We start from the raw sequence: 23,370 nt of genomic DNA on the forward strand, positions 1-23,370 counted from the left end.
TGTGTTGCTGATAATCTTGCGACATCAGACTTATCTCACAAGCACCCACACGAATTGCTTGATTCAACTTGTTAAAGAGCAGTTGGTTGCGACCGTAGCCGCTAACCGAGGCGCGCATTCTACGCTAGCCTCACATCCTGTCAAGCGTTGATTTGAACTTTTTCGTTTCAACTCAACCACTTGCGCCTGCCTGACCAGATCAACCGATCGCGGCAGCGGGAGGCGAATCCTACAGCATCCCAAGACGCTGTCAACCCCTCCCCTTCATTTCGTCGCCACCCGAAGGTGAAGGCTCAAATGGCGAGGACTCCGCAGACCCCTCGCCCGACTCAGACCTAAGTGCTTGATTTTCAAGCCGCTTCAGCGTCTGCGCCGGAAGTGGGGCGCATTATAGGGGAGTTTCAGGACAGGTCAACAGGTTATTTTTCAAAAAGGCAAAAAAGAAGGGGCTGCTTGCGCAGCCCCTTCTTTAGAGACCCAGGCTCAACCGGTGCGACGACCGCGCCAAAGCGTCATCACAGGACCGGAGACGGCGTAGGCCAAGAAGCCCAGCAGCAGGACGCGTGGCGGATCGGTGAAGATGACGGCGAAGATGAGTACGGCGATCAGGATGACTACGAAAGGTACCCGCCCTTTCAGCCCCAGGGTTTTGAAGCTCCAATACTTGAAGTTGCTGACCATGAGCATGCCGGCCGCGGCCACCATCAGGGCAACGAGCAAGGACAGCTTGGAGCCGAGGATGCCGAAGTCACTGAAGCACCAGACGGTACCGGCTACCAGAGCGGCAGCCGAAGGACTGGCCAGGCCAATGAAGTAGCGCTTATCCACCGAGCCAATCTGGGTGTTGAAGCGGGCCAGACGCAAGGCGGCGCCGGCCACATAGATGAAGGCGACGGCCCAGCCGACGTTACCCAGGCCGCTAAGCGCCCACTGATAAGCCAGGATCGCCGGGGCGACACCGAAGGCGACCATGTCGGACAGCGAATCGTATTGTTCGCCGAAGGCACTCTGGGTATTGGTCATGCGGGCGACGCGACCATCCAGGCCATCGAGGACCATGGCAATGAAGATCGCCGCGGCCGCAGCCGAGAAGCCGGCGGAGGCGACGTCGTATTGCCCCTGGGTGAAGGCGGTCTGGGCAGCGACGCCCTTGATGATGGAATAGAGGCCGGCGAAGAGCGCCGCGGTGGTGAAAAGGTTGGGCAACAGGTACACGCCACGGCGTCTGATCTTGCGCCCCTGGGCGTCCTGGGTTTCCTCGATGTGCTCATCCACAGGGATGAGGCCGTCGGTGGTGGAAGGGGACGGGGTTTCTTCGGGACGCTCGCTCATGGATTTTCCTTGGGCATTACCTGACGGGTTGGACTGACCCCATGCGGGCAGGGTTCAGCCTAACCTCCCATGCTAAGGCATTGCCGTGGTCGTGGGCAGTGCAATAAAAAACGCGGCCGAGGCCGCGTCTTTACCGTTCGTTACAGGGCAGCGCCCTGCCCGATCAGTTCTTGGTCTTGTCGACGATCTTGTTCGACGCGATCCAGGGCATCATGGCCCGCAGCTTCTCGCCGACCTGCTCGATGGGGTGAGCAGCGTTGTTGCGGCGGTAGGCGGTCATGGAGGCGTAGTTGGACGCACCCTCGGCCACGAACATCTTGGCGTACTCGCCATTCTGGATGCGCTTGAGCGCATTCTTCATGGCGGCGCGGGACTCGGCGTTGATCACCTCGGGGCCGGTCACGTACTCGCCGTACTCGGCGTTGTTGGAGATCGAGTAGTTCATGTTGGCGATGCCGCCTTCGTACATGAGGTCGACGATCAGCTTGAGTTCGTGCAGGCACTCGAAGTAGGCCATTTCCGGCGCGTAGCCAGCTTCGACCAGGGTTTCGAAACCGGCCTTGACCAGCTCGACCGCACCACCGCACAGCACGGCCTGCTCGCCGAACAGGTCGGTTTCGGTCTCGTCCTTGAAGGTGGTTTCGATGATGCCGGTACGGCCGCCGCCGACGCCGCAGGCGTAGGACAGGGCAACGTTCTTGGCATTGCCGGAAGCGTCCTGGTGAACGGCGACCAGGTCAGGGATGCCGCCACCCTTGACGAACTCGGAGCGCACGGTGTGACCCGGAGCCTTGGGAGCGATCATGATGACGTCCAGGTCAGCGCGGGGCACGACCTGGTTATAGTGGATGGCGAAGCCGTGGGCGAAGGCCAGGGTAGCGCCCTGCTTCAGGTTCGGCTCGATCTCGTCCTTGTACAGCTTGGACTGGAATTCGTCGGGGGTCAGGATCATGACCACGTCGGCGGAGGCGACGGCGTCCTTCACCGGCTTGACGGTCAGGCCATGGGCTTCGGCCTTGGCCACGGTGGCGGAGCCGCTACGCAGACCGACGACGACGTCGACGCCGGAGTCTTTCAGGTTGCAGGCGTGGGCGTGGCCCTGGGAGCCGTAGCCGATGATGGCGACCTTCTTGCCCTGGATGATGGAAAGGTCACAGTCTTTGTCGTAGTAAACGCGCATTGCAGGTTCTCCTGGAAAAGGGGGTATCAGATGCTCAGGGCTTTGTCGCCACGGGATATTCCGGTCACGCCGCTACGCACCACCTCGAGGATGGACGCGGCGCCGATCGCCTGGATGAAGCTGTCGATCTTCTCGCTGGTGCCCGCCAGCTGAATGGTATACACGCTGCTGCCGACGTCCACGATCTGGCCGCGGAAGATGTCGGTGGTGCGCTTGACCTCGGCGCGTTGGGCGCCGGTGGCCTTGACCTTGATCAGCAGGAGTTCGCGCTCGATGTGGGCGCTCTCGGACAGATTGACCAGTTTCACCACCTCGATGAGCTTGTTGAGGTTCTTGGTGATCTGCTCGACCGTCTCTTCCTGGCCGATGGTGGTCAGGGTCAGGCGCGACAGGGTCGGGTCCTCGGTCGCGGCGACCGTGAGGCTCTCGATGTTGTAGTTGCGCTGGGAGAACAGGCCGACCACGCGGGACAGGGCGCCGGGCTCGTTTTCCAGCAGCAGGGAGATGATGTGTCTCATGGTCAGGTCCGCTCCGTCTTGCTCAGCCACATGTCGCGCATCGCGCCATCCTTGATCTGCATCGGGTAGACGTGCTCGGTGTTGTCCACGGCGATGTCGAGGAAGACCAGGCGATCCTTCATGGCGAAGGCTTCGGCCATCATCGGCTTGAGGTCTTCCAGACGCTGGATGCGCATGCCGACGTGGCCATAGGCCTCGGCCAGCTTGACGAAGTCCGGCAGGGATTCCATGTAGGAGTGGGAGTAGCGGCTGCTGTACTGCATGTCCTGCCATTGGCGGACCATGCCCAGGGCACCGTTGTTGAGGCAGACGATCTTCACCGGCAGGTCGTACTGCATGCAGGTGGAGAGTTCCTGGATGTTCATCTGCACACTGCCTTCGCCGGTGACGCAGGCGACGTCGGCATCGGGGAAGTTGAGCTTGACGCCCATGGCCGCCGGGAAGCCGAAGCCCATGGTGCCCAGGCCGCCGGAGTTGATCCAGCGATTGGGCTTGTCATAGCGGTAGTACTGGGCAGCGAACATCTGGTGCTGACCCACGTCGGAGGTGATGTAGGCATCGCCCGCGGTGACGTCGTACAGGGTCTCGATGACGGTTTGCGGCTTGATGATGCTGCCGTCGCCCTTGTTGTAGGGGAACATCTCGCGACCGCCACGCCATTCCTCGATCTGCTTCCACCAGGCGGCCTGGCTTTCGGCGTGGGGCTTCTCGCTCAGCTCGCGGACCACGGCGACCATCTCGGCGAGGACGCTGTCCACCGGTCCGACGATGGGCACGTCGGCCTTGATGGTCTTGGAGATGGAGGCCGGGTCGATATCGACGTGGATGATCTTGGCGTTCGGGCAGAAGCGCTTGGCGCCGTTGATGACGCGGTCATCGAAACGGGCACCCACGGCGAGGATGACGTCGCTGTGGTGCATGGCCAGGTTGGCCTGGTAGCTGCCATGCATGCCGAGCATGCCGAGGAACTGGCGATCGCTGCCGGGATAGCTACCCAAACCCATCAGGGTGTTGGTGACCGGCAGGTTGAGCAGGCGGGCCAGCTCGGTGAGGGCACTGGAGGCACCACCGAGGATGACACCACCGCCCGCATAGAGGATCGGCCGCTTGGCCGCGACCAGCATCTCGATGGCCTTGCGGATCTGGCCGGAGTGACCGCGTTGCGCCGGGTTGTAGGAGCGCAGCTTGACCTTCTTCGGATAGACGTATTCGTACTTCTTGGTCGGATCACCCATGTCCTTGGGGATGTCCACCACCACCGGGCCGGGACGGCCGGACTCGGCGAGGTAGAAGGCCTTCTTGAGGACTTCAGGGATCTCGGAAGGATGCTTGATGATGAAGCTGTGCTTCACGATCGGCCGGGAGATGCCGACCATGTCGGTTTCCTGGAAGGCATCGGTGCCGACCATGTTGCTCGGCACCTGGCCGGATAGGACCACCATGGGGATGGAGTCCATGTAGGCGGTGGCGATACCGGTGATGGCATTGGTCGCGCCGGGACCGGAGGTCACCAGGACCACGCCGGCCTTGCCGGTAGCGCGGGCGTAGCCGTCGGCCATGTGGGTGGCGGCTTGTTCGTGACGAACCAGGATGTGGTTGAGCGCCGGTTCCTTGAACAGGGCGTCATAGATGTGCAGCAGGGCACCACCCGGGTACCCGTAGATGTGTTTCACGCCCTCGTCGCGCAAGAAGCGGACGACCATCTCAGCGCCAGTTAATAGCTCCACGTATCACCTCATTCCACGCGTGGCGAACGCCCATCTGGGACGTTCAAGGTTCGGTTGACTGCAAGGCAGAGCACGGGCGACGGTGATCACCGACGATTCAGCTGCCTAGAAAGCCTTGTTGGAAGATTCCGATGAATGCTGGAGCTTCCACCCGACGCGAGGTAACGCGGTGCAGGGTATTTGACTGTGGCGGCGCGGGTAGGCACCTCATGGTCTGCCGAGGAGTCAGCTTTGGGCCGATTCGCTACAGCGAACTTTGGATTGTTCGCATTCGTCCGACGCAAGTCAAGCCGAAAGGTGCGGTTGCCCACAATCGGCGGCCGGTGGTCGGCCCTGGTGAAATGGTCGACGCCAACTCTTATAGTGGGGCCTTGCCCTTCCGCCTATAGGATTCCCATGCGCTCGATCTTCTGGCTTCCTGCCCTGGTTTTCGTCTGCAGCCTGTCCGCCCAGGCCGCCCAGGTCTACAAGTGGACCGACGACAAGGGCGTTACCCACTTCAGTGCCCAGCCGCCCGAGGGCCAGAAGGCCAATGAGGTGGACGTGAAGGTGGCACCCCAGATCAATGGCGGTGGCAGTGCGCCCACCTACAAGCTGCCCAACGGTGCCCAGCAGCCATCGGTCTCCAACGACGCCCAGCAGCAGGAACTCGAGCGCAAGGTGAAGGCGCAGGTGCGCGAGGATCAGGCCAAGGTACAGGCGTACTGCGACCAGTCACGCCAGAATCTGGCCCAGCTGCGCAACAATCCCCGCGTCATGGTGCAGTCGGGTCGGGGCGAAACCCGCCGCCTGACCGAGGAAGAGCGCGAGCAGCGGGCCGCGGAGATCCAGCTGTCGATCGAGCAGAATTGCGGCAAGTGACTCAGGCGCTTTCGATGAGCCGATCGAATTCGGCCAGGGAGGCCAGCAGGGGCAGCACGGGATCGAGGTCGCCCTGGTAGACGACCTCGGCCATCGGCCGGATACCCGAGCGTACCGGTAGCGTGCCGTCGCTCTCGATGATCAGTTTCATCCGTGGCAGGAAAATCCACTGCAGCCACTGGGCGAAGCTCAGGGTGTCGACGCAGAAGGGCTCCTGGCTGGCCAGGGCTTCGGCACTGGGCGCGTGCACCGACCACCAGCCGAGCAGGCGCAATTCACGCTCGATCTGCAGCAACTGATCGGCCAGGGCGGGCAGGCGCTCGTCCATCAGGTGCCCGCCTGGGCTTTCTGCCGTGCCAGGGCGGCGCCGGACGCATCGCCCTGGGCTTCGCGGGCCTGGGCGATCAGTTGCCAGAGACTCGCTTGCAGCGCCGGCCGACCGTTGGCATAGGTAAGGGCACGGCGAGCCAGTTGCTCGCCCTGGGCGGGATCGTTCTGTGCCAGACGCACCTGCGCCAGCCGATAGAGCACCTGGGGCTCCCGTGGCGCGATGCGCATGGCCCGCTCCAGACTCGAGGAGGCACCGTTGAGGTCGCCACCGGTCTGCTGTTGCTGCGCAGTGGTGAGCAGCGCCAGGACCGGCCCGTCCAGCTGTTCGTCGGCGGCCAGACCGCCACCGGTGGCGGCGCCCGCAGACGGAATGCCCGAAGGGGCACTGCTGGCGGCGCCGTAGCCGGTCTGATTGGCCGGCGGATAGACCGGTTGGGAGTAGCTGGGCTGCGCCGGCGCCTGGGCGGCAGGCGCGCTGGGACTGGACGAGGTGATCAGCGGCGCGGACGCGGCCGGGGCGGCATAGGTCTCCAGGGGTGCGGAACTGCCGCTCGGCACCATGACGGTCACCCCGGAGTCGGCCGGCGCACTGGGCGCAGTGGCGACCGGCGCCTGGCGCTGGACCGGCATGGGCCGGTTGTTGCCCTGGCGATAGAGTTCGCCATTGGAGACGGGGCCACCGGAGTCGACCACGGGAATGGCGCCACGCTGCGGCGTGGCGCAACCGGCGAGAAGAACGCCGGCGATCATCACCGGCCAGACTGCTTTCGTCACCTTGGGACCTCTCAATTCAACCAACCCTTGACCCAATCCATGACCGGATTGCCGCCGTTGCCGCTCTGCCCGGCGGCGGGTGCGGCCGGCGCGCCACAGGAGGCACCCGGCGGCGGCTCACTGCCGCGAATATAAGGCATCTGCACGGCATTGGGACACGAGGGGTCGGTGCCGCGACCGGTCGTGGCATCCACCCAGGCCTGGACCACGTTGTCGGGCACCGGCATGTCCAGCGAGACCGGATCGGCGCGGCGCATGAAGTTGCTCCACACCTGCAGGGCGCCGGTCGCGCCGGTCAGGGGGGTTTTGCCGTTGTCGTCGCGACCCAGCCAGACCACCGCGAGCAGGTCCTGGCTGAAGCCGGAGAACCAGCTGTCGCGGGAGTCGTTGGTGGTACCGGTCTTGCCCGCCAGGTTCACGCTGGTGGGAATCTGGTTGTAGACCGAGCGCCCGGTACCTTCGCGCATGACACGCTGCATGGCGTACTGCACCAGGTAGATGGCGCCGGTGTCGAAGCGCTGTTCGATCTGGAAGGGATAGCGCTTGAGCGGCTCGCCATTGGCGTCGAGCACGCTGCGGATGCTGCGCAACGGGGTGTTGAAACCGCCGTTGGCCAGCGTCTGGTACATGGTCGCCACTTCCATGGGCGTCAGGGCGCCAGCACCGAGCAGGGTCGCCGGATAAGGAGGCAGGGCACGGCTCACGCCCAGGCGCTGGACGGTCTTGAGCACCTCGGGCACGCCCAGGTCGAGGCCCAGGCGCGCGGTGGACAGGTTGTAGGAGTGCGCCAGCCCCTGGTAGAGGAAGATGGTGCCGTGGGCCTTGTGCTCGTAGTTCTGCGGCCGCCAGACCTGACCGTCGGCACCCTTGACCGAGAAGGGTTCGTCCTGGATCAGGGTGGTCAGGGTGTACTTGCTGGGCCGCTCCAGGGCAGTGAGGTAGACCGCCGGCTTGATCAGCGAGCCGACCTGACGGACCGCATCGAGGGCGCGGTTGTAGCCGGCGAAGCGCGGATCGCGACCGCCGAGCAGGGCTTGGACCTCACCGGTTTCCGGGTTGGTCACCACCATGGCCGACTCGACGTTTTCCGCGCCCTTGCGGCCATCGATGCGCTTCAAGGCCTCGGCCATGGCGGCCTCGGCCTTGGTCTGCAGGATCGGATCGAAGCTGGTGAAGATGCGCAGGCCTTCCTCGGTAAGGTCTTCGTCGCGGTAATCCTGCTTCAGCTGGCGCTTGACCAGATCGACGAACGCCGGGAAGGAGCTGTTGGTCAGGCTGCCGGCCTTGGTGATACCCAGCGGCCGGGCCTTGGCAGCCTCGGCTTCGGTGGGACTGACCACGCCCTGCTCGGCCATGAGGTCGAGCACCAGATTGCGGCGCGCCATCGCACGCTCGGGATAGCGACGCGGATTGTAGTAGGAGGGTCCCTTCACCAGACCGATCAGCAAGGCCACCTGGTGCAGCTTCAGTTCGCTGAAGGGCTGGCCGAAGAAGTACTGGGCAGCCAGACCGAAACCGTGGATGGCGCGGGAGCCGTCTTGACCGAGGAAAACCTCGTTGAGGTAGGCCTCGAGGATTTCCTGCTTGCTGTAGTGCAGCTCCAGCAGCAGCGCCATGAGCGCTTCGGTGCCCTTGCGGGTGATGCTGCGCTCGTTGGTGAGGTAGAAGTTCTTCACCAGCTGCTGGGTCAGGGTACTGCCGCCCTGGCGAACCTGGCCGCTGGTGGCGTTGACCCAGACGGCGCGGGCGATGGACTTGGGCGAGACGCCGTGGTGATGCCAGAACTCACGGTCTTCGACCGCCACCAGGCCATCGACCAGGTGCGGCGGCGCCTGGTCCAGCTTGATGAGGATGCGGTCTTCATTGTGCGCCGGATAGATGCCGCCGATCATCAGCGGCTCGAGGCGGGCTACGGCGAGGTTGCTGCCATCCAGGGCGCTGACGCCCGACACGGTGCCGCCGGCGAAGCGCACGCGGATCGCCCGGGGCGGCTCGACACCCTCGTAGAACTGGAAGCCGCGGGTATTCAGATCGACCGTGGAGGCACCCACGGCGACGCTGCCGGGACCGTCCACGGTCTTTTCGCGGCGATAGCCGAGGGCATCGAGCTCGGTGAGGAAGTCGTCGCGGCTCAGCTTGACGCCGTTGAACAATTCCAGCGGCCGGGCATAGACCTTGGCCGGGATGGTCCAGCGCTTGCCGGAGAATTTTTCCTGGACCACGGCATCGAGATAGATGCACAGGCCGGCCAGGCCAACCAGCGCGACCAGGCCGAGCTTGATTGCCCAGCCGGAGAGACGGCGCCAGTCGAAGGTCTTGCGCTTGCGGGAACGGGAGGATCGGGGTCGCTTCATGGCGGCGGATTATACGCAGGTTGCCCAGCGCTCGGCACCGGTCGACCAACGCTTCGTCAGCTCTCGTTCATGGCCTCCATGAAGGGCGCGCGGCTTGCGTGGGGAGCTTTGGCAGGGATAATGCCGGCATCCATTTCTATTAAGGATCGCCCGTGAGCCAGCTCCTGATTTCCGCCCTGCAGAACCCGGCGCTCTATCCCCACCCGACGTCGGCGTTTCGGGTCATCGAAACCCACATTTCCTGGGTCGTGCTGACGGGCGAAGTCGCCTACAAGATCAAGAAGCCGGTGAACTTCGGCTTTCTCGACTTCACCGAGCTGGAGGCGCGCGGCCATTTCTGCCGTGAGGAGCTGCGCCTCAACCAGCGCCTGACCCGCGATCTCTATCAAGACGTGGTGGCCATCACTGGCAGCGAAAACGCGCCGCAACTGGGTGGCGACGGTCCCGTGATCGAGTACGCCCTGCGCATGCGGGAATTTCCCCAAAGTCAGTTGCTCAGCGAGGTGCAGCAACGCGGCGAACTGACCGAGGCGCACATCGACGCCCTGGCCGAGCAGATCGCCCGCTTCCATCTGGCGGCGCCACGAGTGGCACCGGAGCATCCGCTGTGCACGCCGAACGCCGCCATGGCGCCGGTACGGCAGAACTTCGAGCAGATCCGTGCCATGCTCGACGAGGCCGCCGATCTCAGGCAACTCGATCAGCTCGAAGCCTGGGCCGAGGCCAGCTACGCCCGCCTGCTACCACTGTTCGAGGCGCGTTGCCGCGAGGGCTACATCCGCGAATGCCACGGCGACATCCACCTGGCCAACGCCACCCTGCTCGATGGCGAGGTGGTGCTGTTCGACTGCATCGAATTCAACGAACCCTTCCGCCTGACCGATACCCTGGGCGACGCCGGCTTCCTGGCCATGGACCTGGAGGACCGCGGCCTTGGGGCGCTGAGCAACAGATTCGTCAATGCCTACTTCGAGGCGACCGGCGATTACCAGGGGCTGGCCCTGCTCGACTTCTACAAGGCCTATCGCGCCATGGTGCGCGCCAAGATCGCCCTGTTCCGCCTAGGCCAGGCCGAGGATGCGGCGCTGCGCGCCGAGATCCTCGCCGCCTATCGCAGCTACACTGCGCTGGCCGAAGGCTACACCCGGGTGCCCCAGCCCTTCGTGGCGGTGATGCATGGCGTGTCGGGCATCGGCAAGAGCACCGTGGCCCTGGCGCTGGTGGAGGCGCTTGGCGCCATTCGCCTAAGATCCGACGTCGAGCGCCAGCGGCTCTATGCCGACAGCGACGAAGCCACGCGCTACAGCGCCGCGGCCGGCGAGGCGACCTATGCTCGGCTGCACGAACTGGGCGCCCAGGTGCTGGCGGCCGGCTATCCGCTGGTACTCGACGCCACCTATCTCAAGCAGAGCCAGCGCGAGGCCGCCCAGACCCTGGCCGAAGCCCAGGCGGCGCCCCTGCTGATCATCGACTGCCAGGCGGACGACGAACTCATCGCCCGCTGGCTGCAGGAGCGCCAGGCCGCGGGGACCGATCCGTCCGAGGCTACCCTTGCCGTGGTGGCGGCGCAGCGCCAGGCGCAGGACAGCCTGACGCCGGCCGAGCAGGATCTCGCCCTGGTGGTGGAATTGGGCCGCACCGGACAGTTGGAGGCCCTGCCCGCTCGCATCAGCCGCCGGCTGGGCCGCATTCAGCCATGAGCGTAACCTCTCGGAGGACAGAACAAGCGTTCCGTCACAGCGCGTAGGGTTGCGGATTTACCGTCGCCGACGAGCGGCTTATCGTGCGATCCACGTCACAACCTCTGCGTAACAAGAAGGAATTGGCACCATGTACCTCATCGGCGATCAGCCTCCCTATGTCGATCAGTTGCGCCAGGCGCTGCAGGCCCTTCCCGCGCAACTGCTCAGTGGCGTGACGCCGAGTCGGCAGCCCCTGTACCTGAGTCCGGCCGAGCTGCTGCAGGACTGGATGCGTGACGACGAGGTCTATCTGATCCAGCAGGGCCCCTTGCGGGTGGTGCTGGATCAGCGGGCACTGTTCCAGCTCGACGAGGGCGACCTGATCGGCCTGGGCCAGACGCTCGACCTGCCCAGCCTCGGCTACGAGAGCGAGGCCGAGGTGCTGATCCAGCCCTATGGCCGCGAAGCCTTCCTGGCGGCGGCGACCGCCACCCCTGCCCAGCGCGACGCCTTGCTGCGCTATCTGCTGGGCCAGCAGGCGCTGCTGGCCCAGGCACTGATCCGCCTCAAGCCACCGATGACCCAGCCGGCCACGGGCTTTCGCCGCTATGCAGCGGGCGACGAGATCATCCGCCAGGGCGATTCCGCCGAGCACGTCTTCGTCATCACCGAGGGCCACGCCGAGGCCTGGGTCGACGGCTGCAAGGTCGGAGAGGTTTGCCAGGATGAGATCGTCGGCGCCCTGGCGGTCTTCACCCATACGCCGCGCACGGCCAGCGTGATCGCCAAGACCGCCTGCACGGTGCTGGTGATCCCCCAGGACCAGTTCGTCGCACTGATGGAGACCACCCCGCGGATCGCCCACAGCCTGATCGAGAACATGGCGCGCCATATCGACTCGCTGAACAAGGAAGTGACCCGCCTGCGGGGCATCCCGGAACGACCTTCCGGAAGCAATTAAGAAATATTCTCGAATACGCTTGACGCTGGAATGAGAATTGTTATTATTCAACTCAGCCGGTCGCGAGACTGGTCGATAACTGAAGGTCCAGCAGTTGGTCTTTCGGGTTATCTCCTCATCAGGCTAATCACGGTTTTGGACCCGGCTCTGCCGGGTCTTTTTTTGTCTGCGATTCCTGAATCAGCGCCGGTCGAATACCGGCGGAGCGAACCCCACCGGCCGGTAGTCGGTGAGCTCATAGGCGGCCCTTAGCTGAGCGTCGGCCTGAGCTGCGGCTGCGTCGTCCCGGGCATGGATGAGGCCCAAGGGTCGTCCCTCGCCCACCCACTCGCCTGGTAGGGCCAGCTCGGCAAGGCCTACGGCGGGATCTATGGCGTCTTCCGGGCGCTGTCGTCCTCCGCCGAGCGTCACCACCAGCAGCCCCAGGGCACGGGTATCGATCCGCCGTACCCACGCCGGACTCGACGGCTGGACGGCGCGCACCACCGGCGCCCGCGACAGGTGCTGCCAGGGAGACGTCGTCAGGCCAGGGGGACCACCCAAGGCCTGGTTCATGGCGGCGAAGCGCTCCAAGGCCGCGCCGCTGTGCCAAGCTGCGAGCAACTGGCGCCTGGCCGCCATGGCATCTGCTGCCAGTCCAGCCAGTTGCAAGGCCTCTTCGGCCAGCGCCAGGACCACCTGCCAGAGGCGCTCGCTGCGGACCTCCCCAGCCAGCAAGGCGATGGCCTCCGCCACCTCCAAGGCATTGCCGGCGCTGCGGGCCAGAGGCTGCTCCATATCGGTGACCAGGGCGCGGGTGCGTACGCCAGCGGCCTCGGCGACCTGGACGATGCTGTCGGCCAGGCGCTGCGCCGCCTCCGTCTCGGCCATGAAGGCGCCGCCGCCGGTCTTGACGTCCATGACCAGTACGTCGAGGCCGGCAGCGAGTTTCTTCGCCAGGATGGAGGCGGTGATGAGGTCGACGGATTCCACCGTGGCCGTGACGTCGCGGATGGCATAGAGCCGACGATCGGCCGGGGCGAGATCGGCGTCGGGGCCGACGATGGCGCACCCCACCTCGGCCACCACCTGGCGAAAGCGCGCCAGCCCGGGGCGAATGCGATAGCCGGGAATGCTCTCCAGCTTGTCCAGGGTGCCACCGGTATGCCCCAGGCCGCGCCCGGATATCATCGGCACATGGCAACCACAGGCGGCGAGCAGGGGCGCCAGCACCAGGCTGGTGAGATCGCCCACGCCGCCGGTGGAATGCTTGTCCACCACCGGACCGGGCAGGTCCCAGCGCAGCACCTGGCCGCTGTCGCGCATGGCCAGGGTCAGGGCGGTACGCTCGGCGGCGGTCATGCCACGCAGCAGGGTGGCCATGGCGAAGGCGGCGATCTGGCCTTCGCTGAGGCTGTCGTCGGCGATGCCTTGCACGAAGCGCTGCAGGTCCGCCGCGGACAGCTCCAGGCCATCACGCTTCTGGCGGATCACCTCTTGGGCGAGCCACATGGGCGGACTCCTTAGAAGTCGTCGAAGGCGCCGGGCAGCAGTTCGGCCAGGGTCCAAGTACGGGTCAGACCCGGCTGGCTGCCGCTGCAGACGATGGTGGCGTCGGGCGCCATCAGCTCCAGCAGCACCTGGCGACAGGCACCGCAGGGACTGATCAGGGGCACACCCGGCGCATGGATGGCCATGGCGGTGAAGCTGCGCGGCGGCAGGCCCTGGCTGATGGCGGCGAACAGGGCGCTGCGTTCGGCGCAGTTGGTCAGGCCGTAGGAGATGTTCTCCACGTTGCAGCCGTGGACGACCCCGCCCTCGGCAGTCAGCAGGGCGGCGCCCACGGGAAACTCGGAGTGCGGGCAATAGGCGCGCGAGGCAGCGGTGACCGCTTCCGGCAGCAGCGCGGCCAGGTGCGCAGGCAAGTTGGTGCTCATGTCAGTCTCCCGATCAGAATTGATAGCCCACCCCCGCATAGTAGCCCCAGCCGTTGGAGCGCCCCTCGAAGGAGCCCTCGCCGAAATTCAGCTCGGTGCCATCCCGCCAGTTGCCGCCATTGTGGAAGTGGCGCGCGGCGAACATGAAGCGCAGGTGGGTGAAGGCATAGAGCAGCACGTTGGTGGACACGGTGGCGTTGGCCGTGCGGCCCGGCTCGTCGCCCAACTTCGAGCCGAAATCGAAGTTGGTGAAGCCGACATAGGTCAGGGAGGCGCCGTTATCGAACTTGGCCAGCGGCCAGATGTACTTGAGCTGCGCCCGATAGCCGTCCCAGGAATCCTCGTTGGCGGCGCCATAGTTTTCCCACTGGCGGCGGCCGTAGAGGTTGGCGGACAGCAGTACCGGGGTATGGGTCTCGATGTCGGTACCGAAGCCGGCGTAGAGGGTGTTCTGCCGACTGGCCTGGCTGCTGCCGTGATCGTAGATCCAGTCGAAGGCCAGGTACCACTCCTTGAACGGTCCGAAGGCCAGCGAGCGACCGGTTAACTGATCGATGGAAATCCGCGGCTCGTGTTCCATGAACAGCGGCGAACCGCGATCCCATACCCCGCTGTCATGGCTGTTGCCGATGCCCAGTACCCTGGGTACGTCGATGTAGCCATAGAGTTCGAAGGGCCCCTTGCGGCCGAAGTACTCGTACTCCAGATAGACGTCGTCCACGGGCTGCGGGCCGAAGCTGATGTCCTTGCTGCCGATCAGGGTCAGATCCTGGTTGTACCAGGACGACAGATAGGGCGAGCGATTGTCCGTCTGTTGCGCGGCGGGACTGGCGGTCTCGCCCTGGGCGCTGTCGGTAGCGACGGCAGGGGCGGCGAATAGCGGAGCACTGCAGCAGAAGAGGAGCGGTAGCGCGCCGAGGTGCGCGCGACGGAGGCGGGAAAACGTCATGCGGAGTTGTTCCTGAGCTAAGACTTTAAGAAGCCGCGGACGGCTCGTGGCGGCGAAGCAGGGGCGCACCACGGTCATCCGCTGTTACGTTTTGGCGCATCCAGGACAGCTGTGCACCATAAAGTGGACCGAATGGTCCAATCGACATCGAGCTAGAGACCGATGAAGAAGCCGGCCAGAGCCGCGCTCATCAGATTGGCCAGGGTGCCGCCAAGCATGGCGCGCAGACCCAGTTGCGCCAGTTCGTGACGGCGCTGAGGCGCGATGCCACCCAGACCGCCGAGCTGGATGGCGATGGAAGAGAAATTGGCGAAGCCACAGAGGGCGAAGGTGACGATGACCTGGGTATGCGCCGACAGCGGCTGGACACCGGCGGCCGCGGACTTGACCGGGTCCAAGTAGGTCGAGAGATCGGCGTAGGCGACGAATTCGTTGAGCACCAGCTTCTGGCCGATGAAGCCGCCGGCCTGCACCGCCTCGCTCCAGGGCACGCCGATGAGGAAGGCCACCGGCGCCAACAGATAGCCCAGCACCAGTTGCATGCTCAGTTGCGGCATGCCGAACCAGCCACCGCACCAGCCAAGGATGCCGTTGAGCAGGGCAATCAGGGCGATGAAGGCCAGCAGCATGGCGCCCACCGCCAGGGCGATGCGCAAGCCGACCTGGGCCCCCTCCGCCGCCGCGTCTATGACGTTGGCCGGACGCTCCTCGCCCTCCCCCAGGGTCTTCATGGTCTGGTCGCGCGGCTGCTCGGTCTCCGGCTCCATCAGCTTGGCCATCAGCAGACCGCCTGGCGCGGCCATGAAGCTGGCGGCGATCAGGTATTTCAGCTCCACCCCCATGCCAGCGTAGCCCAGCAGCACCGAGCCAGCCACCGCGGCGAAGCCCCCGACCATGATGGCGAACAACTCCGAGCGCGTGAGATCGGCGATGAAGGGCCGTACCACCAGGGGCATTTCCGACTGACCGAGGAACAGCGTGGCGGTGACCGTGGTGGACTCCACCCGGCTGGTGCCGAGCAGGGCATGCAGCGCGCCGCCCACCAGGCGAATGATCCAGCCCATGATGCCCAGGTAGTAGAGCACCGCGATCAGGCTGCCGAAGAAGACGATCAGCGGCAGCACCCGTACGGCGAAGACGAAGCCGCCGTTACCGAAGTACTCGAACATCTTGGGTCCGGCGAGACCGCCGAAGAGGAATTCAATGCCCTTGTCGGCATAGAGCTGCAGCGAGGCGACGGCGCCGGAGACACCGCCGAGTACCTCCTGACCCCAGGGGATATAGAGCACGAACAGGCCAAGACCGGCCTGCAAGAGGAAGGCGGCGAGTACGGTACGCACTCGAATGGCGCGGCGCTGACGGGAGAAGAGGATGGCGATCGCCACCAGCAACAGCATGCCCAACACAGAGATCATCGACGGACTCCTCAACAGGATCGCCGATTGCGGCGATCGATGGGCGAAATCCGTAAGCAAGGCGCCTGCCAGATCCTGTCTGGGCGATCAGCTTTTTTGTGACTGGTCAGTCAGCGAGACGCAGCGGTTGTGCCAATTGCAGACCCGCGGGCGAGAGCTGCGCACCATAGGCCAGTACCTGCACGCCCTGCCGGCGCGCCTCGGCCAGGGCCAGGGCATAGGCGGCATCGATTTCCGCCGCCGGGCGCACCGCCTCGATGCCGTCGAGCAGCACGCAATAGAGCAATACCGCACGCTGCCCTGCCGCAGCCAGCGCCGCCAACTCGCGCAGATGGCGGGCACCGCGGGTGGTGACCGCATCGGGGAAGGCGGCGATGGCGCTGTCGGCGAAGCCCAGGGTGACGCTCTTCACCTCCAGGTACAGCGGCCCGGCGGGATACTCCAGGCGAAAGTCGGCACGACTGTTTTCCAGGCCGTAGGCCACTTCCCGCCGTAGGCTGGTGAAGCCGGCCAGCTCGGGGATGGCGCCGGCCAACAGGGCTTCCTCCACCAGGCGATTGGCGCGGGCGGTATTGATGCAGGCCAGGCGCCCGTGATCCGTCTCCACCAATTCCCAGGTGCCCGGCAGCTTGCGCTTCGGCCCGCTGGCCCGGCTGAACCAGACCCGGGCTCTAGCCGGTTGGCAATTGAGCATGGACCCGGTGTTGGGGCAGTGCAGGGTCAGCACCTCGCCGCTGGCGGTCTCGATGTCGGCGAGAAAGCGCTTGTAGCGGCGCAGCAGGCGGCCTTCCTCCAGCGGTGGGTCGAATCTCACCGCGCGCTCCAGCGTTGCAGGCCCTGGGCGATGCGGGCGACGGCCTCTTCCAGGCGCGGCAGCGACTGGGTGTAGGCGAAGCGCACATGGGTGTCGGCGCGATGGCGACCGAAGTCCAGGCCGGGGGTGATGGCCACGTGCTCGGTCTCCAGCAGGAACTGGCAGAAGGCATAGGCATCGCCACCGAAGGCGGAAATGTCGGCATAGAGATAGAAGGCGCCCTGAGGCTCGACGGCGATCTCGAAGCCCAGCCCACGCAGCGCCGGCAGCAGGTAGTCGCGGCGACGGGCGAATTCGGCGCGGCGCTCCTCGAAGATGGCCATGGCCTCCGGGGTGAAACAGGCCAGGGCGGCCTGCTGGGCGACGGTGGAGGCGCTGATGTAGAGATTCTGCGCCAGCTTTTCCAGCTCCGGCACGGCGGCACGCGGCGCCACTAGCCAGCCGAGCCGCCAGCCGGTCATGCCGAAATACTTGGAGAAGCTGTTGAGCACGAAGGCCGAGTCATCCACCTCCAGCACGCTGGGGGCATCCAGGCCATAGGTCAGGCCGTGGTAGATCTCGTCCACCACCAGATGCCCACCACGCGCCTGGAGACTGGCCGACAAGGCGGCGAGTTCCTCGCGATCGAGCAGGGTCCCGGTCGGATTGGCCGGCGAGGCCACCAGGGCACCGACACTGTCCGGCTGCCAATGGCGCTCGACCAGTTCAGGGGTGAGTTGATAGCGGCTATCGGCACCGACCGGGATCAACTGGGCCGCGCCCTCTACCAGCCGCAGGAAGTGGCGATTGCAGGGATAACCGGGATCGGCCAACAGCCAGTGACGACCGGGATCGACCAGCAGGGCACTGGCCAGCAGCAGGGCACCGGAGCCGCCCGGGGTGACCAGCACCCGCTCCGGGTCGAGGTCGACGCCGTAGCGCTCGCCATAGAAGGAGGCGATGGCGCGGCGCAACTCCGGCAGGCCACGGGCCGCGGTGTAGCGGGTCTGGCCCGCGGCCAAGGCGGCCTGACCGGCGGCGACCACCGGCGCGGCGGTGGTGAAGTCGGGTTCGCCGATCTCCAGGTGGATGACGTCGTGCCCGGCGGCCTGGAGCTGGTTGGCACGCTCCAGCAGAGCCATGACGTGGAAGGGCTCGATGGCCTGGCTGCGGGCGCTGTAGGAATTGGACATGGACGAGGTCCGAACTTGTGGCGAAGGCGGGATTCTAACCAAGGCTTCGCAGACCGGCATCCGCCGCGTCAGCACGGAGCGGGAGGCCGGTAGTAGCGCCCCCTGGAAGCTTCTGGTAAGTTCGCCGGCTTGCATCCGCAGGGCGACTGGCCAGTCGAGAACATATTCAGCCTGGCGTCGGCAATGCGCGGAACGCCGCTGGCATCCCCAGCCCCCGGGCGTTCCATCATGGAGAGGCCTGGAAACGCATCCAGCCTGTGGACAGGATCAGCGAAAGTGAGAGGGTCAATCATGCCCAGCGAAGCAAATCAGCAGAACAATCATCTGGCCCGTGGCTACGAACCCTATGAGCCCACCAAGGGCGAGGAATACATGAGTGAGCGTATGCGCGCCCACTTCACCGCCATCCTGAACAAGTGGAAGCAGGAACTGCGCGAGGAAGTCGACCGCACCGTGCACCATATGAAGGAAGAAGCGGCCAACTTCGCCGATCCGGCCGATCGCGCTACCCAGGAAGAGGAATTCAGCCTGGAACTGCGCGCCCGCGACCGCGAGCGCAAGCTGATCAAGAAGATCGACGAAACCCTGCAGCTGATCGAAGACAACGAGTACGGCTGGTGCGATTCCTGCGGCGTGGAAATCGGTATCCGCCGCCTGGAAGCCCGTCCCACCGCCAGCCTGTGCATCGATTGCAAGACGCTGGCGGAAATCCGCGAGAAGCAGACCGGGACCTGAGTCCTGCTGCCTCACCGACGAGGGCGCTACGGCGCCCTTTGTTCTATCCGGCATTCACAGGATGAGCTATGTCCAGGCGCCCCTATGTCGGTCGTTTCGCCCCTACCCCCAGTGGCTACCTGCATTTCGGCTCGCTGGTGGCGGCCCTTGCCTCCTACCTGGATGCCCGCGCCGCCGGTGGTCGTTGGCTGGTGCGCATGGAAGACCTGGACCCACCCCGCGAGATGCCCGGTGCCCAGGCCGCCATCCTCCAGACCCTGGAAGCCTACGGTTTCGAGTGGGATGGCCCGGTGCTGCGCCAGAGCGAACGCCTGGACGCCTATCGCGCGGTCATCCAGCAGTGGCTGGCCAGCGGCCTGGCTTACGCCTGCGACTGCTCGCGCAAGCAACTCGAAGGCAGCGGCGGCCTCTATCCCGGCTACTGCCGTAACCGCGGCCTGCCCAGCGCAGAGGCCGCCATCCGCATCCGTGTACCGGAACTGGAGTATCGCTTCGTCGACCGGGTGCAGGGCGAATTCCGCCAGCATCTGGGCAGCGAGGTGGGCGACTTCGTCATCCAGCGCCGCGACGGCCTGATCGCCTATCAGTTGGCGGTGGTCATGGACGACGCCCTGCAGGGCATGACCGACGTGGTACGCGGCGCCGACCTGCTCGACTCCACGCCGCGCCAGCTCTACCTGCAGGAACTGCTCGGCCATCCGGCGCCGCGCTATCTGCATGTGCCGCTGCTGATCCAGCCCGACGGCCATAAGCTGGGCAAGCGCTATCGCTCACCGCCGCTGCCCCCGGAACAGGCCGGGGCCCTATTGGTACGCGCCCTGCGCACCCTGGGCCAGCCCGTCGCGACTGACCTGGCCGAGGAAACGCCCGCCCGGGTGCTGGCCTGGGGCGTCGCCCATTGGGATGCCGAGCGGATCCCGCGAGTGCGTCATCTGGCCGAGGCCCAGCTGCCGGCTCAGTAATTGGGCCAGAGCCCGGGCGTGGCAAGCTCCAGCAGATGCCCATCCGGGTCGCGGAAATACAGACTGATGGCGCCGCGCGGCCACGGGGTGCGTTCCTCGGTGGCTACCCCGGCGGCCTCCAGGTGGACCACCCAGGCGTCCAGCTCGGCGGCGGTGATCGCCAAGGCAAGGTGCTGGCAACCCTGGGCGCCATGGGGCGGAATGCGCCCGCAGGGCAGCTCCACCGCCTGCTCGGTGCTGCCCTGCTGAAACAGCAGCAGCACGCTGGCACCTATTGCGTAGGCGGCCAGACGTTCGTCGGCGAACGTGGGCGTGAGCCCCAGCACCTCTTCATAGAAGCGCCGGGCCCTGGGCAGATCGGCGACATAGAGCGCGGTTTCCAGAACGGCCTGAAGCCGAGGGGCGGTCATCGAAGATCTCCAACGGCAAAGAAGCCCTTACGGTAGAACCGTCGCCCTCCGGGGTACAGCGCTTTTGCTTTACCATGGCGCCATCGCCGTTCGGGAAGCGCGCATGTACATCTATCGGCTGGTCCTGCTCCTCGTGGTAGGCATCTATCTGTTCTCCCCCGCCATCATGGATTGGTGGATCGCCCCCAGCGGCGCCTGGTATCGCCCCTACCTGCTGTGGCTCATCCTCATCGTGGTGACCTTCATCCTGCAGAGCCAGCGCGATGCCGACGAGCTTTAGTCTGTCCCAGCTGGTGCTGATCAGCGCCGGCTACCTGCTGATCTTCTTCGGCGTCGCCTGGATGACCGAGAAGGGCTGGGTGCCGCGCCGGCTGGTGCGCCATCCGCTGATCTACACCCTGTCGCTCGGGGTCTACGCCAGCGCCTGGGCCTTCTATGGCACCGTGGGCCTGGCCTACGACTACGGCTACGGCTTTCTCGCCTATTACCTGGGCCTGTGCGGCGCCTTCCTGCTGGCGCCGGTGTTGCTCTATCCCATCCTGCGGCTGACCCGCGCCTACCAGCTGGCGTCCCTGGCCGATCTCTTCGCCTTCCGCTTCCGCAGCACCTGGGCCGGCGCCCTGACCAGCCTGGGCATGCTGATCGCCGTGCTGCCGCTGCTGGCATTGCAGATCCAGGCGGTGGCCACCAGCACCGGCATCCTGGTGCAGGCCCGCGCCCAGGACGCTCCGGCGCTGGGCTTCTGCCTGCTGATCACCCTGTTCGCCATGCTCTTCGGCGCGCGCCAGATCAACTCCAAGGAACGCCACGAAGGCCTGGTGGTGGCCATCGCCTTCGAATCCCTGGTCAAGCTGCTGGCTCTGGGCATCGTCGGCGGCGTCACCCTCTATACGGTGTTCGGCGGTCCCAACGGCCTGGAGACCTGGCTGCAGCAGAACCAGAGCGCCCTCTCCACCCTGCACACCCCGCTACAGGAAGGCCCCTGGCGAATCCTGCTGCTGGTGTTCTTCGCCGCGGCCATCGTCACACCGCACATGTACCACATGGCCTTCACCGAGAACCTCAGCCCCCAGGCGCTGGTCAGCGCCAGCTGGGGCCTGCCGCTGTTCCTGCTGCTGATCAGCCTGGCGGTGCCGCCGATTCTCTGGGGTGGGCTGGCGCTGGGTTCACCGACGCCACCGGAGTACTTCACCCTGGGCGTGGGCCTGGCGCTGGACAACCCGCTGCTGGCGCTGGTGGCCTTCGTCGGCGGGCTGTCGGCGGCCAGCGGCCTGATCATCGTGGTGACCATGGCGCTGTCCGGCATGCTGCTCAACCACATCGTGCTGCCGCTCTATCAGCCGCCCACCGACGGCAACATCTATCGCTGGCTGCGCATGACCCGACGCATGCTGATCGCCGCCATCATCCTCGGCAGCTACGGCTTCTATCGCCTGCTGCAGGGCCACGGCGATCTCTCCAGCCTGGGCATCGTCTCCTTCGTCGCCACCGTGCAATTCCTGCCTGGCGCGCTGTCGGTGCTCTATTGGCAGACGGCCAACCGCAAGGGCTTCATCGCCGGCCTGCTGTGTGGCCTGGGCCTCTGGTTCCTGAGTATGCTCATGCCGCTGGTGGCCGACATCAATCCGCTGCAGATCGGCGCCTTCGGCTATCGCATCAGCGCCAGCAACTGGCACCTGGCGGCGGTCGCCTCCCTGACCGTCAACGTCCTGGTGTTCGCCCTGGTCTCGCTGTTCACAGAGGCTAGCGAGGAGGAGAAGAGCGCCGCCGAGGCCTGCGCGGTGGACAACGTCCGCCGCCCGCAACGCCGTGAACTGGCTGCCGGCTCGCCCCAGGACTTCGCCGCCCAGTTGGCCAAGCCGCTCGGCGCCAAGACCGCGCAGAAGGAGGTCGAACGCGCCCTGGCCGACCTGTTGTTGCCCTACGACGAGCGCCGCCCCTATGCGCTGCGCCGGCTCCGCGACCGCATCGAAGCCAACCTCTCCGGCCTGATGGGCCCGCGGGTGGCCCAGGACATCGTCGAGACCTTCCTGCCGTTCAAGGCGGAGAGCGAGGCCTATGCCACCGAGGACATCCACTTCATCGAGAACCGCCTGGAAGACTACCAGTCACGCCTGACCGGTCTTGCCGCCGAGCTGGACGCCCTGCGCCGCTATCACCGCCAGACCCTGCAGGAACTGCCCATGGGCGTCTGCTCCCTGGCGCGGGATCGCGAGATCCTCATGTGGAACCGCGCCATGGAAGAACTCACCGGCATCGATGGCGCCCGGGTGGTGGGCTCACGGCTCAACGCCCTGCCCGATCCCTGGCAGGACCTGTTCGAGCGCTTTCTCGCCGAACCGGCCCAGCAACACCTCTATAAACAACGACTGCCCCAGGAACACGAGCAGCGCTGGCTCAACCTACACAAGGCGACCATCGACGAACCCCTGGCGGTGGGCAGCAACGGCACGGTGCTGGTGGTGGAAGACATCAGCGAGACCCAACTGCTGGAAGACCGCCTGATCCACTCCGAGCGCCTGGCCTCCATCGGCCGGCTGGCGGCGGGCGTGGCCCATGAGATCGGCAATCCCGTCACCGGTATCGCCTGCCTGGCGCAGAATCTGCGCGAGGAGCGCGAGGCGGACGAGGAGATCGACGAGATCAGCAGCCAGATCATCGAGCAGACCCGCCGCATCACCCGCATCGTCCAGTCGCTAATGAGCTTCGCCCATGCCGGCGGCCGCCAGCAGGCCCACGAGCCGGTCTGCGTGGCCGAGGCGGCCCAGGAGGCCATCGCCCTGCTCTCGCTGAATCGCCAGAGCGTGGACGTCGACTTCTTCAATCTCTGCGACCCCGATCACTTCGTGCAGGGCGATCCCCAGCGGCTGGTGCAGGTGATGATCAACCTGCTGTCCAACGCCCGCGACGCCTCGCCGCCCGGCGCGCCGATCCGCGTGCGCAGCGAGGCCCAGGCGCAGACAGTGACCCTGAGCGTCGAGGACGAGGGCAGCGGCATCCCCAAGGCCATCGTCAGCCGGCTGTTCGAACCCTTCTTCACCACCAAGGACCCGGGCAAGGGGACAGGGCTCGGCTTGGCTCTGGTCTATTCCATCGTAGAAGAGCATTATGGTCAGATAATGATCGATAGCCCTACCGACCCCGTGACCGGCCAGGGCACCCGCATTCGGGTGCTGCTGCCGCGTTATCTCGGGTTGCCGGAGGCGCCGTGACGGACCCATCCGCCTGCTGGATGGCTCTGCTAAAGCATTCGGAAGTCCAGACCACCGCGACACGAC

At 65.6% G+C, this 23,370-nt stretch carries 21 protein-coding genes; 7 read left to right on the forward strand and 14 right to left on the reverse strand.

Annotated elements, in window-relative coordinates:
* Positions 1 to 483: 483 nt before the first annotated feature.
* The 4 genes from pssA to QZ471_RS23180 form a co-directional block, all read right to left on the reverse strand.
* Positions 484 to 1,332 (reverse strand): CDP-diacylglycerol--serine O-phosphatidyltransferase, encoded by an 849-nt coding sequence (gene pssA, locus QZ471_RS23165; protein WP_295468326.1) that lies wholly within the window; start codon positions 1,330 to 1,332, stop codon positions 484 to 486.
* 163 nt (positions 1,333 to 1,495) lie between these two features.
* A complete protein-coding gene (ilvC, locus tag QZ471_RS23170; RefSeq protein ID WP_007159689.1) occupies positions 1,496 to 2,512 on the reverse strand; it encodes a ketol-acid reductoisomerase in 1,017 nt (338 codons plus the stop codon).
* A gap of 26 nt (positions 2,513 to 2,538) precedes the next feature.
* Entirely contained in the window at positions 2,539 to 3,030 is a 492-nt protein-coding gene (gene ilvN, locus QZ471_RS23175) for an acetolactate synthase small subunit (RefSeq protein ID WP_007159690.1), read from the reverse strand.
* 2 nt (positions 3,031 to 3,032) lie between these two features.
* Complete coding sequence (locus tag QZ471_RS23180; RefSeq protein WP_295468329.1) at positions 3,033 to 4,757, reverse strand: acetolactate synthase 3 large subunit; 1,725 nt, start codon at positions 4,755 to 4,757, stop codon at positions 3,033 to 3,035.
* 396 nt (positions 4,758 to 5,153) lie between these two features.
* Here QZ471_RS23180 and QZ471_RS23185 point away from each other — a divergent pair, with 396 nt between their 5' ends.
* Complete coding sequence (locus QZ471_RS23185; protein ID WP_295468331.1) at positions 5,154 to 5,618, forward strand: DUF4124 domain-containing protein; 465 nt, start codon at positions 5,154 to 5,156, stop codon at positions 5,616 to 5,618.
* 1 nt (position 5,619) lies between these two features.
* Here the strand turns inward: QZ471_RS23185 and QZ471_RS23190 are convergent, their stop codons facing one another.
* From QZ471_RS23190 to mrcB, 3 genes are read right to left on the reverse strand one after another with little or no spacing between them, the layout of a single operon-like run.
* The gene (locus QZ471_RS23190; protein ID WP_295468333.1) at positions 5,620 to 5,946 is read right to left on the reverse strand and encodes a YqcC family protein; all 327 of its coding nucleotides are present in this window, start codon (positions 5,944 to 5,946) and stop codon (positions 5,620 to 5,622) included.
* Entirely contained in the window at positions 5,946 to 6,698 is a 753-nt protein-coding gene (locus QZ471_RS23195; protein WP_295469197.1) for a tetratricopeptide repeat protein, read from the reverse strand. Before QZ471_RS23195 ends, QZ471_RS23190 begins: the two co-directional genes overlap by 1 nt.
* Before the next feature lie 35 nt (positions 6,699 to 6,733).
* Positions 6,734 to 9,076 carry a penicillin-binding protein 1B gene (gene mrcB, locus QZ471_RS23200; RefSeq protein WP_295468335.1) on the reverse strand — a complete coding sequence of 781 codons (2,343 nt, stop codon included), beginning with the start codon at positions 9,074 to 9,076 and terminating at the stop codon, positions 6,734 to 6,736.
* A 152-nt stretch (positions 9,077 to 9,228) separates the two neighbouring features.
* On the opposite strand from mrcB, the gene QZ471_RS23205 reads away from it, so the two are divergent.
* Both QZ471_RS23205 and QZ471_RS23210 read left to right on the forward strand, forming a co-directional pair.
* Positions 9,229 to 10,776: a bifunctional aminoglycoside phosphotransferase/ATP-binding protein gene (locus QZ471_RS23205; protein ID WP_295468337.1), complete on the forward strand. Its 1,548-nt coding sequence runs from the start codon at positions 9,229 to 9,231 to the stop codon at positions 10,774 to 10,776.
* Between the two features lie 130 nt (positions 10,777 to 10,906).
* The gene (locus QZ471_RS23210; protein ID WP_295468339.1) at positions 10,907 to 11,719 is read left to right on the forward strand and encodes a cyclic nucleotide-binding domain-containing protein; all 813 of its coding nucleotides are present in this window, start codon (positions 10,907 to 10,909) and stop codon (positions 11,717 to 11,719) included.
* A 180-nt stretch (positions 11,720 to 11,899) separates the two neighbouring features.
* On the opposite strand, the gene deoA is transcribed toward QZ471_RS23210, so the two are convergent.
* From deoA to QZ471_RS23240, 6 genes are all read right to left on the reverse strand, one after another.
* The gene (gene deoA, locus QZ471_RS23215; protein ID WP_295468341.1) at positions 11,900 to 13,210 is read right to left on the reverse strand and encodes a thymidine phosphorylase; all 1,311 of its coding nucleotides are present in this window, start codon (positions 13,208 to 13,210) and stop codon (positions 11,900 to 11,902) included.
* 11 nt (positions 13,211 to 13,221) lie between these two features.
* Positions 13,222 to 13,635, reverse strand: coding sequence for a cytidine deaminase (locus QZ471_RS23220; RefSeq protein WP_295468342.1), 414 nt, complete (start codon positions 13,633 to 13,635; stop codon positions 13,222 to 13,224).
* Between the two features lie 13 nt (positions 13,636 to 13,648).
* Positions 13,649 to 14,584 (reverse strand): nucleoside-specific channel-forming protein Tsx, encoded by a 936-nt coding sequence (locus QZ471_RS23225; protein WP_295468344.1) that lies wholly within the window; start codon positions 14,582 to 14,584, stop codon positions 13,649 to 13,651.
* Between the two features lie 152 nt (positions 14,585 to 14,736).
* Complete coding sequence (locus tag QZ471_RS23230) at positions 14,737 to 15,999, reverse strand: NupC/NupG family nucleoside CNT transporter (RefSeq protein ID WP_295468347.1); 1,263 nt, start codon at positions 15,997 to 15,999, stop codon at positions 14,737 to 14,739.
* A gap of 106 nt (positions 16,000 to 16,105) precedes the next feature.
* Positions 16,106 to 16,813 (reverse strand): DNA/RNA nuclease SfsA, encoded by a 708-nt coding sequence (gene sfsA / locus QZ471_RS23235; protein ID WP_295468349.1) that lies wholly within the window; start codon positions 16,811 to 16,813, stop codon positions 16,106 to 16,108.
* A complete protein-coding gene (locus QZ471_RS23240; protein WP_295468351.1) occupies positions 16,810 to 17,985 on the reverse strand; it encodes a pyridoxal phosphate-dependent aminotransferase in 1,176 nt (391 codons plus the stop codon). Before QZ471_RS23240 ends, sfsA begins: the two co-directional genes overlap by 4 nt.
* Positions 17,986 to 18,276: 291 nt before the next feature.
* Here QZ471_RS23240 and dksA point away from each other — a divergent pair, with 291 nt between their 5' ends.
* Positions 18,277 to 18,720, forward strand: coding sequence for an RNA polymerase-binding protein DksA (gene dksA / locus QZ471_RS23245; protein ID WP_058763290.1), 444 nt, complete (start codon positions 18,277 to 18,279; stop codon positions 18,718 to 18,720).
* 68 nt (positions 18,721 to 18,788) lie between these two features.
* Positions 18,789 to 19,682, forward strand: a complete 894-nt coding sequence (gene gluQRS, locus QZ471_RS23250; protein WP_295468354.1) for a tRNA glutamyl-Q(34) synthetase GluQRS — start codon at positions 18,789 to 18,791, stop codon at positions 19,680 to 19,682.
* Here gluQRS and QZ471_RS23255 read toward each other — a convergent pair.
* Positions 19,676 to 20,092, reverse strand: a complete 417-nt coding sequence (locus QZ471_RS23255; protein WP_295468357.1) for a VOC family protein — start codon at positions 20,090 to 20,092, stop codon at positions 19,676 to 19,678. The genes gluQRS and QZ471_RS23255 overlap by 7 nt on opposite strands.
* A 103-nt stretch (positions 20,093 to 20,195) precedes the next feature.
* Here QZ471_RS23255 and QZ471_RS23260 point away from each other — a divergent pair, with 103 nt between their 5' ends.
* Positions 20,196 to 20,372, forward strand: coding sequence for a hypothetical protein (locus QZ471_RS23260; protein WP_007159707.1), 177 nt, complete (start codon positions 20,196 to 20,198; stop codon positions 20,370 to 20,372).
* Positions 20,356 to 23,304 carry a sensor histidine kinase gene (locus QZ471_RS23265; protein ID WP_295468360.1) on the forward strand — a complete coding sequence of 983 codons (2,949 nt, stop codon included), beginning with the start codon at positions 20,356 to 20,358 and terminating at the stop codon, positions 23,302 to 23,304. Before QZ471_RS23260 ends, QZ471_RS23265 begins: the two co-directional genes overlap by 17 nt.
* Positions 23,305 to 23,370 lie beyond the last annotated feature (66 nt).

It is taken from the genome of uncultured Pseudomonas sp., from assembly GCF_913774235.1.
In the GTDB taxonomy this organism is placed as follows: Bacteria; Pseudomonadota; Gammaproteobacteria; order Pseudomonadales; family Pseudomonadaceae; genus Chryseomonas.